11 protein-coding genes are annotated in these 13,015 nt (G+C 37.5%); 10 read left to right on the forward strand and 1 reads right to left on the reverse strand.

The window, feature by feature from the left end; translation table 11 throughout:
* Positions 1-7 precede the first annotated feature (7 nt).
* The 3 genes from smc to AC2JF9_RS00535 are packed head-to-tail and all read left to right on the forward strand — an operon-like array spanning position 8 to position 6,222.
* Positions 8-3,571: a chromosome segregation protein SMC gene (gene smc, locus AC2JF9_RS00525; protein WP_500724708.1), complete on the forward strand. Its 3,564-nt coding sequence runs from the start codon at positions 8-10 to the stop codon at positions 3,569-3,571.
* Between the two features lie 2 nt (positions 3,572-3,573).
* Positions 3,574-4,776, forward strand: a complete 1,203-nt coding sequence (gene ftsY, locus AC2JF9_RS00530) for a signal recognition particle-docking protein FtsY (protein ID WP_500724710.1) — start codon at positions 3,574-3,576, stop codon at positions 4,774-4,776.
* Between the two features lie 21 nt (positions 4,777-4,797).
* Positions 4,798-6,222, forward strand: a complete 1,425-nt coding sequence (locus AC2JF9_RS00535; RefSeq protein ID WP_500724711.1) for a C69 family dipeptidase — start codon at positions 4,798-4,800, stop codon at positions 6,220-6,222.
* Positions 6,223-6,293: 71 nt separating this feature from the next.
* Here the strand turns inward: AC2JF9_RS00535 and AC2JF9_RS00540 are convergent, their stop codons facing one another.
* Positions 6,294-7,727 carry an APC family permease gene (locus tag AC2JF9_RS00540; RefSeq protein ID WP_500724713.1) on the reverse strand — a complete coding sequence of 478 codons (1,434 nt, stop codon included), beginning with the start codon at positions 7,725-7,727 and terminating at the stop codon, positions 6,294-6,296.
* Between the two features lie 339 nt (positions 7,728-8,066).
* Between AC2JF9_RS00540 and ylxM the strand changes: the two genes are divergently transcribed.
* From ylxM to AC2JF9_RS00575, 7 genes are all read left to right on the forward strand, one after another.
* Complete coding sequence (ylxM, locus tag AC2JF9_RS00545) at positions 8,067-8,408, forward strand: YlxM family DNA-binding protein (protein WP_500724714.1); 342 nt, start codon at positions 8,067-8,069, stop codon at positions 8,406-8,408.
* A gap of 3 nt (positions 8,409-8,411) precedes the next feature.
* Positions 8,412-9,839, forward strand: a complete 1,428-nt coding sequence (gene ffh, locus AC2JF9_RS00550; RefSeq protein WP_500724716.1) for a signal recognition particle protein — start codon at positions 8,412-8,414, stop codon at positions 9,837-9,839.
* Positions 9,840-9,924: 85 nt separating this feature from the next.
* Positions 9,925-10,197 carry a 30S ribosomal protein S16 gene (gene rpsP / locus AC2JF9_RS00555; RefSeq protein WP_500724718.1) on the forward strand — a complete coding sequence of 91 codons (273 nt, stop codon included), beginning with the start codon at positions 9,925-9,927 and terminating at the stop codon, positions 10,195-10,197.
* Between the two features lie 73 nt (positions 10,198-10,270).
* Positions 10,271-10,786, forward strand: coding sequence for a ribosome maturation factor RimM (gene rimM, locus AC2JF9_RS00560; RefSeq protein ID WP_500724719.1), 516 nt, complete (start codon positions 10,271-10,273; stop codon positions 10,784-10,786).
* Positions 10,776-11,501: a tRNA (guanosine(37)-N1)-methyltransferase TrmD gene (gene trmD / locus AC2JF9_RS00565; RefSeq protein ID WP_500724721.1), complete on the forward strand. Its 726-nt coding sequence runs from the start codon at positions 10,776-10,778 to the stop codon at positions 11,499-11,501. The genes rimM and trmD overlap by 11 nt, the downstream gene beginning before the upstream one ends.
* Positions 11,502-11,612: 111 nt before the next feature.
* A complete protein-coding gene (gene rplS, locus AC2JF9_RS00570; protein WP_500724722.1) occupies positions 11,613-11,960 on the forward strand; it encodes a 50S ribosomal protein L19 in 348 nt (115 codons plus the stop codon).
* Between the two features lie 98 nt (positions 11,961-12,058).
* Positions 12,059-12,826 carry a nucleoside phosphorylase gene (locus AC2JF9_RS00575; protein WP_500724723.1) on the forward strand — a complete coding sequence of 256 codons (768 nt, stop codon included), beginning with the start codon at positions 12,059-12,061 and terminating at the stop codon, positions 12,824-12,826.
* Positions 12,827-13,015 lie beyond the last annotated feature (189 nt).

Below are 13,015 nucleotides of genomic sequence, written 5' to 3' on the forward strand. Positions count from 1 at the left end.
TAAGTGTGTGCCATTAACTGAACTTATGATTGATGGTTTTAAATCATTTGCTGAAAAAACAAAAATCAAATTTGACACGGGAATTACTGGCATTGTTGGTCCTAATGGAAGCGGCAAAAGCAATATTACTGAAGCAATTCGCTGGGTGATGGGGGAAGCAAGTGCTAAATCACTCCGTGGTTCAAATATGAAGGATGTCATTTTTGCTGGCAGTGAATTTCGTAAACCTGCCAATCATGCTGAAGTTTCGATGATTTTTGACAATCGCAAGCGTGAACTTAACTTTGATGATAATCAAGTAACCATTACTCGTCGTATTTTACGGTCTGGAGATAACGAGTATTTGATTAATAAACGTAGCGTTAGACAAAAGGATATTCGTGCGCTCTTTTTAGATTCTGGAATTTCACAAGATAGCTTGGCAATTATTTCGCAGGGACGAGTTGATCAAGTTTTAAATTCTCGACCTGAGGACAGGCGCAGTCTGTTCGAAGAAGCAGCTGGTGTTCTCCATTTTAAGAAACAAAAAGAAGAAGCAAGTGCCCAGTTGGAACAAACAACTGATAACTTAATTCGGATTAATGATCTTGTTAAAGAACTTGAGCAACGGATTGAGCCATTACATGAACAGAGTTCACTTGCCAAAGAATATCAATTTCAAAAAAGCGGACTTGATCGTGAACTAAAAACACTTCTTGCTTTTGAAATTGAAGACTTAGATGTTCAAAAGAAATCCGTTCAAGCCAAAGCTGAGCAAAATCAAGTTCTTTTGTCAAAGCTTGACCGCGAAGTAAAAGAATCGCAAGCTGCCGTTGCTGCAAAACGTGATGAATATAAAAAAGTCAGCCAACAACGTGAGCAAATTCAAAGTGAATTACTAGCTTTGACAAAGAAACTTTCTGACATTAATACCGATTTGCAAGTGGCTGAGCAGAGTAAACAATATAGTGAGGCTACCAAAAAAGAATATCAAGCTGAGTTAGTAGATCTGAAAAAACAAGTTGCTAGTTTAAAAGAAGAATGTTTATCTTTGACTAAACAAAAAGAAGAATTAGCTGCTCAACAAAGTATTCTAAAAAGTCAACGGACTGAATTAACTAAGCAATTAGCTGATAATCCGGAACAGCTGAATCAAAAACTAGAAGATTCTAGAAATGACTATATTCAGTTATTACAGGATCAAACTTCTAATAATAATGAAATAGTTTATCTGAATTCTGAATTAAAACGTACATCTGATGATCGTGAATACCAAAATGACGATGTTACAAACCAATTAGAAAAGGCTAACGCGGAGTTAGAGCGTTTGCGAGATCAAGGTAAGCTCCTTAAAGAAAAGCACCAAGCTAAAAAGAAAAAGCTAGAAGAACTAACAAAAGAACATGCCAAAAAACAGGCAGATTTAGCAAATTTACGACAAATTGTTAATGATAATAGTCAAAAATTTAGTCAAGTTAATGCTCGCTACGAAGCGCTTGAAAATATACGAAATCGTCATGAAGGATATTATTATGGCGTTAAAAATGTTTTAAATAATCTGAGTGCGTATCCGGGTGTGATTGGAGTAATTGGTGAGTTAATTTCATTTCCAGCAGAATTAGAAGCAGCAATGACAACTGCCCTTGGTGGAGGTGTACAGGACATAGTAACGTCTACTCGAGCTAGTGCGCGGGATGCAATTAATCAACTTAAAAGTAGTCATGCTGGTCGTGCTACCTTTTTGCCATTAGACGGACTACGTGAAAATGTTATTCCTCCTTCAACCGTGAAAATAATCGAGTCCTATGATGGATATCAAGGAATTGCCAGTGAACTGGTTGAAAGTGCAACCGGTCAAAATATCAGTTCGGCAATTAATTATCTGCTAGGCAGTACGATTATTGTTGATACAATTGATCATGCGATGAAAATTCGTCACCGCATTGCTCGTTACCGCATTGTTACTTTGGATGGGGATGTTATTTCGCCTGGTGGTTCAATGACTGGTGGTGCGCGAAATCAGAAAAATAACTCTCCGCTACAAACCGTTTCTGAGCTTAATCAGTTAAAACAAACAATTGCTAAACTTAAAAAACAAATGGCAGCTGATCAGGATACTTTTACTGAACTGTCGGCTTTAAGTGAGTCTTTAGCAAAAGAAATCGCTAGTGTACAAGAAAAAGAACAGGAGTATAGCCGTGAGTTAGGGGAGGCAGTTTTATCTTTTCAAAATCAAGAAAAAGAAGTTAATCGCTTAAAAGCTGCTAACCAGCTTTTTGAAGCTCGCAAACAAGAACGTGATGAGCAAGTTTTAGAATTGAACGAAAAAATTAAGCAAGCTCAGAAACAAAAAGCTGATTTTATAACTAAAATTAATCAACAAAAAACTGCTATTAAAGAGTTACAAGAACGGATAGAAAATTTCACAACGCTTAATCAACAAGTTCAAGAAAAATTATCTGAACTTGATCCGCAAATTGCGGTCTATACTAATAAGTTGGAAAACCTTGTTAAGCAGCAAGCTGAAAAAAATCGGCAATTAACTCAACAACAAGCTCAAATAAGTACTCTTGCTGAAAAACTTGATACGCTTGAGCAAAGTGGAGAATTAGATCAAGCAAAGAAAAAACAGCTTGATGCTGAAAGTAAAACGCAAGCAGATAGAAAAGAAAAGCTACAAAACGAGTTAAACAATTTAAGCTCACAAATGGGGCAATTTGATGCAAAAATCAATCAGCTTGACCAAGTGGCGAGTCGTAATTATGATTTAAGAAAAGATGCTGCAGGAGAACAAGAGGGATTTTCCGTCAAAATTGCTCAATTGTCTAGCAAAATTGATCAGCGTCTTGATCAATTAAGTAAGGATTACTCGTTAACTTTCGAGGCTGCACTTGAACAAGCAGAAGTAGAAAATAATGATGAAACGCGTGAACAGCTTCAAAAGAATGTTAAGTTACATAGAATGTCGCTTGAGGATATTGGACCGGTCAATCTTAAATCAATTGAGGAATATGAAAACGTCAAAAAACGATATGATTTTTTAAATAATCAGCAAAATGATCTAATCAAAGGTCGTGACAATCTGCGTGAATCAATGGCAGAATTAGACCAGGAAGTTAGCTCTAGATTTAGTAAAACTTTTAATGCTGTTGCAGCAAGTTTTACTGAACTATTTCCGGTGGTCTTTGGTGGCGGTGAAGCTAAGTTGGTTTTAACAGATCCAGAAGATATGTTGTCTACTGGAGTGGAGATTATTGCTCAACCACCTGGTAAAAAATTGCAACGATTAAGTCTGCTTTCGGGTGGTGAACGCGCATTGACAGCTATAACTTTACTGTTTGCAATGCTAAAATATAAACCGGTACCGTTTTGCGTATTAGATGAAGTTGAAGCAGCACTTGATGATGCAAACGTAACCCGTTTTGCGCAGTTTTTAGAAAAATATGATATGCATACGCAATTTATTGTGATTACACACCGGCGCGGGACGATGGAAAGAGCTGACCAATTATATGGAGTTGTCATGCAAGAGTCTGGTGTATCGCAAGTATTATCGGTTTCATTAAAAGAATTAAAGAATGAGGTGAATTAAGTTTGGGCCTATTTGATAACATAAAAAAATCATTATTTGGTGAAGAAGAGGACAAGTCTAAGCAACCAGCAGAAAGCACTGAAAAGGAAAAGCTTACAAAAAAAGAAGATTCTGAATCCGCTGATTCTAGCCAAAAAGATTCTGAACAAAATGAAGAATCAGAAAGCGATAAAGGATTTGAATCTGAATCCGCTGATATTGACGCTGTTGAAAATTCATCTCTGGAAGAAGATATATCAAAGAAAGATGAAGTTGCTGATTCTGAACCCGAAAGTCAAACTGAGTTGTACGAAAAAGGGTTAGAAAAAACGAATCAAGGCTTTGGTGCCCGTTTAAATAAGTTCTTTGCGCAGTTCAGAACAGTTGATGATGATTTTTTTGACGATTTAGAAGAATTGTTAATTGAATCCGATGTAGGTTATGAAACCGCAGAACAGCTAACCTCGCAGTTGCGGGATGAGGCTAAACTTCAAAATGCAAAATCTCGTGATGACTTAAAGAAAGTAATTGTCGAAAAGCTGGTTGAACTATATGACCAAAATGGAGATGCCGAAAATGAGCAATTAAAGCATCACGAAGATGGTAAAACCAATATTTATCTTTTTGTTGGAGTCAACGGCGCAGGAAAAACAACCACGATTGGTAAATTAGCTAAACGGCTTAAAGATGAAGGAAAATCGGTTTTGCTTGCTGCGGCTGACACCTTTAGAGCAGGAGCAGTTGAACAATTAAGTGAATGGGGAAAGCGCGTTAATGTGCCTGTAGTAACAGGTGAAGAACAAGCTGACCCGGCTTCAGTTGTTTATGATGCAACAACTAAGGCAATTGCGGACAATGTTGATTACTTACTTGTGGATACGGCTGGACGATTACAAAACAAAAAGAATCTGATGAATGAGCTAGAAAAAATCGAGCGCACGATTAAAAAACAAGCTCCGAATGAGCCAACCGAAACTTTGCTAGTTTTAGATGGTTCAACTGGTCAAAACGCTCTTTTACAAGCTAAAGATTTTGATAAGACCACTAAATTGACCGGTTTAGTTTTAACCAAACTTGACGGTTCATCTAAAGGTGGAGTAGTTTTAGCAATTAGAAATGAAATGAAATTACCAGTAAAACTAGTCGGTTTAGGTGAAAAAGCCACTGATTTAGCTGACTTTAATGCAGCTGATTATGCGGTTGGGTTATTCCACGATTTAGTATAAATATATCAAAGGAGATATCGAATGAAAGAATACAGTGCATGTACTACAATTTTGGTAGGAAAGAAAGCATCAGTTGACGGCTCAACTATGATTGCTCGTAATGATGATACTTTCCGTCCTATCACACCGCAAAAGTTCATTATTCACCCTGAAGTTAAGGGGGAAAAGGGCCGTAAGATCAAGTCTTGGCTCAACAAATTTGAAATGGATTTGCCCGAGGATGCGCAAGCGGTCCCTGCTGTTCCCAATGTTGATTACAAAAATCGCGGTTATTACGACGAAAGTGGAATTAACCAAGAAAACGTTGCAATGTCGTGTACTGAGTCAACTTATGGTAACGAACGGGCTTTAGCTTACGATCCACTTGTCAAAGATGGACTTGATGAAGACTGTATGCAATCAGTTGTCCTGCCTTATATCCATTCTGCCAGAAATGGTGTTGAATTTTTGGGTAAATTAATTGCTAAGTATGGTTCACCAGCGGGCAATTCCGTTTTATTCGGTGATAAAGATGAAATCTGGTATATGGAAATTGTTACTGGTCACCATTGGGTAGCGCAACGTATTCCGGATGATGCTTATGCTGTTGCAGCTAATCGAGTTTCGATTGAGCAAGTTGATTTCAATGATTCAGACAACTTTTTATGGAGTGAGGGCATTCAAGAGTTTGTAACTGAGCACCATTTAAATGTTGATTACAAAGGGTGGAACTTCCGTCATATTTTTGGTACATATACTCAGCAAGATCGTTTTTATAACACTAATCGAGTTTGGTATGGTCAAAAGTATTTCAATCCAGAAATTGAACAAGATCCAACTGATGGTGATTTACCATTTATTCGTCGGGCAGCTAAAAAAATTACGCGTGAAGACATTGAATTTGTTTTAGGAAGTCATTATCAAAACACTCCATATGACCCGTTTGGTAAAGGTACGGAAGAAGAAAAGCACCGCTATCGTCCAATTGGTTTAAACCGAACACAGAATGCCCACATTTTGCAAATTAGAAATGATGTTTCTAAAGATAAGGCTGCCATAATGTGGCTATGCATTGGTGGTCCGACCTTTACACCTTTTGTTCCGTTCTTTGCTAACATGAGTGATACTGATTCATCATATAACAATACTTCAATGGACTATAACATGAATGATGCTTGGTGGTATTATAAATCTCTGGCGGCATTAGTTGAAAGTCATTACCCGCAATTCGTTCAATTGGATAATGACTATCTAAAAGACCTGAATCAGTATTTCCGACGTCGTGTTCATGATGTTATTGACAAAGCCGGTGAAAAGACCGGTGCTGAATTAACGGATTATTTGACTAAGGCAAACCAAGAAACGGTTGCTTATACGCGGAAACAGTCTGAAAAACTTTGGGCGCAGATGATGATTGATTCAATTAACATGTCCAAGCTGACTTTTAGTATGGACGCTAATTTGTAAAAATAAAAACGACTAGAATTTTCTAGTCGTTTTTTCGTAGCTTTTGAGAAATTACTTAATTTAAGTTTGTTCTAGCTCATTTTGCGGTTATTGATACTTGAATGCGTAACACCATATAAATAGTAAATTAGCATGCCTAGCATCGTCCAAAATAACATATACTTTTTAGCTTGGCTATCTAATCCCCAAAAAACACCCAGAGATCCGAGAAATGCTAGTAGCGGCAAGATTGGATAAAAAGGCATCTTAAAAGCTGGATCAGCTATATCTTGTCCTTCGCGAGGACGCAATCGATAGATACCGATAGAAACAAACATAAATGCAATCAAAGTTCCAGCTGAAACAAGCTGGGTCAGAAAAGAAAATGGAACCAAGATAGAAACGCAAACTGCAACACTTGCCACAGTCCAAAGGGAATTTGCTGGCCGATGGCTTTTGTTTAGTTTACCTAGTTTTTTAGGCAGCATACCGTCGCGTCCAAACGAGTATACTAGGCGTGAACTGGCCATACAAAGACCAATTAAAGCAGTAAACATACTTAAGACAGCAATTGATTGAACAATAATAGCAATAGTACCATGACCAGTTTGTCGTAAAGCGTAACCAACAGGTTCAGCAGAATTTAAATATTGCTGGTAGGGTACCATACCAACGAGTACTAAACTAACAGCAACAAATAAAATTACTGCAATCAACAAAGAACCAATAATCCCCTTCGGCATTGTCTTCTGTGGATTAACTGCTTCAGCAGAATTGGAAGCAATTGTATCGAATCCTAAAAATGAAATGTAAATCATTGATACTCCGGCGTAGATTCCTTGCCAGCCTCCAAATGGGCCATTTGCGGTCAAACGGTACTGAGGAATAAACGGGATAAAATTCGCTTTTCTAATGACGGTTAGACCAACGATTACAAAAAGAACAATTGCAATTACTTTAAAGACTACTAACACATTTTCAACTTTGGAAGCTTTAGAAACACCGAAACTAACCAAGATAGAAGCAATCAAAATTGCGCTTAAAGCAACTAGGTCAATAATTCCACCATTAACTCCCAAAGGATAAGATATTTCTTTTGGGAATTTCCAACCTAAGGGAGCAATTAAAGCTCGGAAGTTGGCTGACAATCCGGAAGCAACAAATGCCATTCCAATCAGATATTCAGCTAAGAGAGCCCAACCGGCAAGCCATCCCCAAAACTCGCCAAAAATGACGTTAATCCAGGAGTAAACTGAGCCAGCAAATGGCATTGCTGCGGCCATTTCGGCATAAGCAAATGCTACTAAAGCAGCAATAACTGAGGCCACAACGCAAGATATTGCTACTGCGGGTCCAGTGTGCATTGCGGCAACTTCACCTGGTAAAGTGAAAATTGAAGTTGAAACAATTGTTCCAACTCCTAGAGCAAGAAAGTCGCGTACCTTTAATGAGCGGATTAGATGACCATCCTTTTTCCGATAAGTACTAGGATCTTCTTTTCGATTCATTTTTTTCCATAAGTTCAAGTTAAAAATCTCCTCTTTTTTATAATGGAATATAAATAGTGGTCGCCCACCACTAAAAAGCACACAAGAATAAAAGTGAATTTTGTGCGCTTGGTTCAATATCAAAAATTTAAAAAGAAATTTATAACACTAATTTAGAAAGTACTTGAATTATGAATCAAGTACTATGAATAGTTTTTTGTCACTTGCTTTACCAATTATCTTTTGTAAATAAAGCATGGGTAATAATACAAACAATCTGGTTAAAATGCAAGAAAGTTTATAACTAGTTTATTAAATATTGACTTTCTTCATCGTCAATCAGCACCATTTTTGCTATACTGGTTCAAGGTGAGAGCAATGGATGAACTTGAAAAAAATGAGATTTTAGGCGATTTATATGCCTATTATGGCAAACTGCTAACTAAGAGCCAGCAAGAATATTTTGAAGATTACTACTATAATGATCTCTCTTTAGGTGAAATAGCGCTTAACCATCAGGTTTCTCGACAAGCTGTCTATGACAATTTACGACGCTGTCGCAAACTTTTAACAAATTACGAAGAAAAGCTACATATGCAAAATGACTTCGACGAAATTGAACAAAAATTAGTCGTTGCTGCCAATGCAATAAAGCAAAATGAGCCTAATCAGGCTTTGACGGAAATCAATCAACTATTAAGTAAAATGAGGGGAGAATGATTTATGGCTTTTGAGAATTTAAGCGAAAGAATTCAAAAGGCTCTGCGAAATTTAACTGGCAAAGGTAAAATTTCGGAAGAAGATATTAATACTGCGAGTCGCGAGATCAGGCTAGCTCTTTTAGAAGCAGATGTTAATTTCAAAGTAGTTAAGGACTTCATTAAGAAAATTAAGGAAGAAGCTTTAGGTAAAGAGGTTCAGGAAAGCTTAAACCCTGGTCAACAGGTCATTAAAATCGTTAATGATGAACTGACCAAGATGATGGGTGAAAGTGCTACTACACTTAATAAGTCCAAGCACATTCCAACCATTATCATGATGGTCGGCTTACAAGGTACCGGTAAAACTACTACAGTTGGTAAGTTAGCTAAGCGGTTAATTGAAAAAGAAAAGGCACGTCCGTTACTAATTGCTGGCGATATCTATCGTCCAGCTGCTATTGATCAACTTGAACAAATTGGCACGCAGTTAAATGTTCCAGTATATAGTGAACACACTGAAAAAGACGTTGCTAATATTGTGAAAAATGGTCTGCAACAAGCAGATGAAAACAAAAATGATTATGTCATTATCGATACTGCGGGTCGTTTAGAAATCGATGAAGCATTGATGGATGAGCTTGAACGTGTAAAAGAAGTATCTCAGCCAGATAACATTTTACTTGTAGTTGATGCGATGACCGGTCAAGCAGCAACTGATGTTGCTAAAGGCTTTGATAGCCGTTTAGATATTACTGGTGTCATCTTAACCAAGTTAGATGGTGATACTCGTGGTGGTGCTGCACTTTCAATCAGAGCTGTCACAGGTAAGCCGATTATTTATACTGGTCAAGGCGAAAAATTAACTGACCTTGAACAGTTCCATCCAGATCGAATGGCTTCAAGAATCCTAGGTATGGGTGACATGCTGACCTTAATTGAAAAGGCTCAACAAGATTATGATGCTAAAAAGGCTGAAGAAGTTGCTGAAAAGATGAAGGAAAATACCTTTGATTTCAACGACTTTGTTGATCAACTTGAACAAGTCGAAAAAATGGGTCCGCTTGATCAAGTTATGAAGATGATTCCCGGAATGGCAAATAATCCGCAACTTAAGAATGCTAATTTTGATAAAAAACAAATAGTGTATGTTAAGGCAATTATTTCCTCAATGACTGAAGCTGAACGGGAAAATCCTGAGTTGCTTAATCCAAGCCGTCGACGGAGAATTGCCAATGGTTCAGGTCGTCCAGTTGTTGAAGTCAACCGTATGATTAAGCAATTTAAGCAAGCACGTGACATGATGAGTAAAATTACTAATGGCAACTTAAAAGGAATGGAAAACTTGCCGGGGATGGATTCTCCAATGGGACGAATTGCAATGCGGCGCATGGGCAAAAACTTCAAGAAAAATAAGAAAAAGCGGATGAAAGTGAAACGTTACCATTCTTAAAAAATGACTGTTAAGTAAAAACACTTTACACCTCTTTTAAAAAGTGCTATATTATTATTCGTAAGTTTTAGGAGGATTTTAATTTATGTCAGTAAAAATTCGTATGCGCCGTATGGGTGCTAAAAGAAAACCTTTCTACAGAATAGTTGTAGCAGATTCAAGAATGCCTCGTGATGGTCGTTTTATTGAAGAAGTTGGCTACTACAATCCAGTTTCAGAGCCGAAGGAATTAAAGCTTGACGAAGATAAGATTTTTGAATGGCTACAAAAAGGTGCTCAACCTTCAGACACTGTTCGCTCATTGCTTTCAGGTGCTGGATTGATGAAGAAACTGCACGAATCAAAACATAGCAAATAATTGATTGGTTAGCTTTTAAGAGTTTGGAGTAATTTGCTTCAAACTTTTTTCTTGTTTGAATTTAGGAGAAAAGATGCAATTTTATGATGTTGCGCGGATACTGACCACTCACGGTTTAAATGGAGAAGTCAAGGTAGCACTAATCACTGATTTTCCTGAAAAACGGTTTGCACCAGGAAACAAGTTAACTTTAAAGGATGATAAGGACAGTACTTTGACGGTAAAATCTAGTCGACCGTTCAAGCAGTTTTGGTTAGTACAATTTTCAGAAATTGATAATGTTAACGAAGCTGAAAAGTTAAAGAACAAAACATTAGTAATCAGCGAAGATGATCAACATGTACTGCCAGAAGGTTTTTACTATTATCGCGATATTATTGGGTGCACTGTTCTAGATAATATTACTGGTGAAAACCTTGGTAACATCACAGGAATTGAAAGTCCTGGAGCTAATGACGTATGGGAAATTACTGAAGCATCTGGTAACGAGTATTTAATTCCTTATATTGACGATGTTGTAAAAAAAGTAGATTTAACTGCAAAGAAGGTTTATGTTGAGTTGATGGAGGGCTTACGCGATGAAAATTAATGTTTTAACCCTTTTCCCCGATATGTTTACACCGTTGACCACTTCAATGCTGGGACGCGGTCTTGAAGATGGCAAATGGAACCTCAACTTAGTTAATTTCCGCGATTTTACTAATGATGTTCATCATCATGTTGACGATACTCCGTATGGCGGCGGTGCAGGAATGGTACTACAAATCATGCCGATAAAAAGGGCATTAGATTCTTTGCAAAATAAAGGGAAAGTTATCATTACTGCTCCACAAGGTCAAACTTTTAACCAGAAAATGGCGCTAAACTGGGCAGAAGAAGAAAACTTAACTTTTATTTGTGGTCACTATGAAGGCTTTGACCAAAGAATTTATGATCTAGCTGACGAAATCGTATCAATTGGCGACTACGTTTTAACAGGTGGAGAACTGCCAACGATGAGCATGATTGATGCAACAATTCGCTTAATTCCAGGTATTCTTGGTAATTCTGCTTCACCAATTGAAGAGAGCTTTGCACATGGATTGCTTGAATATCCGCAATATACCCGTCCCGATGATTTTGAAGGAATGAAAGTTCCCGAAGTTTTGACTTCTGGCAACCACCAAAAAATTGATGAGTGGCGACATAAGGAAGCATTGCGCTCAACTTTTATACATCGGCCGGATATGCTAAAAGAATATCATCTAAACAGTGATGACAAAAAATTGTTGGAAGAAATCAAACAAGAAGAAGACCTTGCTTGATTTAAGTGGTTTAATTTGCTAATATGATTGAGGTGCATTTTATGCACTACTAGTTATGGGTGTTCCGCTGGCGCATTTGACGTTGATGAATGCCGTAGAAGGAGAAAAATTATGGATCCATTAATTCAAGAATTGACTAAAGAACAATTACGTGATGATATTCCTGACTTTCGTGCCGGTGACACAGTTCGTGTTCACGTACGTGTTGTTGAAGGTAGTCATGAACGTATTCAGATGTTTGAAGGTGTCGTAATCAAGCGTAAGGGTGCAGGCATTGCTGCTACATACACTGTTCGTAAGATTGCTTCTGGTGTTGGTGTTGAACGTACCTTCCCAGTTAACGACCCTCGTGTAGCTAAAGTTGAAGTATTACGTCACGGTCGTGTTCGTCGTGCTAAGCTTTATTACTTACGTGACCGTCACGGTAAATCTGCAAGAATTGCCGAGAAGCGTCGTTAATTCACTGTTAAAAAAGAACCATCTTTCTTATGAAGGATGGTTCTTTTTTTGCATTTTTTATGATAGCATTTTAGTCAATATCTTAATTTGGAGGTAATTTGATGAGTAAACCATTTTTATTAGATTTTGATTCTACTCCGCATGCGGTTTTAGAACCGAATCACGAAAGAAATGAAACGCATTATCACTTTCATGAAAAATTGCTCTTTGCCTTTTTAACACAAGAAGCAATTGATGGCTTTTTAGCCCAACACCCGCACCAAGTCATGGGACACTTTGATTGCTTTGGAAAAAAGATATTAATTTATGAGGTGGAATTGCCAAAAGGGAAAATCACTTTATGTCAGGCAATGCTTGGTGCTCCAGCTGCGGTTGAATTATTAGACTGGCTCATTAGCTATGGTGTCAAGCAGATTCTGGCAATCGGATCAACAGGGACACTTGATGATTTGCCAGAAAACTATTTTCTAGTTCCGACTAAAGCTATTCGAGATGAAGGCACGTCGTTTCATTACATGGCACCTGGTAATTTTGTGGACCTTAGCTCAGAGTTTTTGACTAAAGCCGAAAAGCTAATGGAGCAAAATAACTTTAAAGTTAAGGTAGTCATGACTTGGACGACCGATGGTTTTTTCAGGGAAACAGCCAAGAAGGTCAAGCAGTTTAAGGAACTTGGTGCTGCTTGCGTTGAAATGGAATGTGCCGCAATGGCTGCGTGTGCACAATTTCGGCAAGCAGATTTTGCACAAATTCTGTTTACTGCTGATTCGCTTAATGATTTAGAGAATCATCGAGAACGTGACTGGGGTAGAGATGCACATGAAATGGCGTTAAACTTGGCAGCAACAGTAATTGACAAATTATAATTTTTACTTTGTGAAAAACAGCCTTGTGAAACGCAAGTGGAACAGTAGATTGATTCACAATGTTTGAATGGAATTGCTTTAGTTTAAACGATTGTATTATAGAAACTTATTAATAAGATTGTGAATTGCTTTTTGCTAATGAATGTGGAAAAATAATTTTTCTATAATCAACCTTAAGTTTTTACTTTA

This window comes from Lactobacillus sp. C449L, assembly GCF_059900815.1.

Excerpts from the sequence above, each read along its gene's own strand:
- AC2JF9_RS00535 (WP_500724711.1), top strand. The coding sequence starts at position 4,798 with ATGAAAGAATACAGTGCATGTACTACAATTTTGGTAGGAAAGAAAGCA.
- ylxM (WP_500724714.1), top strand. The coding sequence starts at position 8,067 with ATGGATGAACTTGAAAAAAATGAGATTTTAGGCGATTTATATGCCTAT.
- ffh (WP_500724716.1), top strand. The coding sequence starts at position 8,412 with ATGGCTTTTGAGAATTTAAGCGAAAGAATTCAAAAGGCTCTGCGAAAT.
- rpsP (WP_500724718.1), top strand. The coding sequence starts at position 9,925 with ATGTCAGTAAAAATTCGTATGCGCCGTATGGGTGCTAAAAGAAAACCT.
- rimM (WP_500724719.1), top strand. The coding sequence starts at position 10,271 with ATGCAATTTTATGATGTTGCGCGGATACTGACCACTCACGGTTTAAAT.
- trmD (WP_500724721.1), top strand. The coding sequence starts at position 10,776 with ATGAAAATTAATGTTTTAACCCTTTTCCCCGATATGTTTACACCGTTG.
- rplS (WP_500724722.1), top strand. The coding sequence starts at position 11,613 with ATGGATCCATTAATTCAAGAATTGACTAAAGAACAATTACGTGATGAT.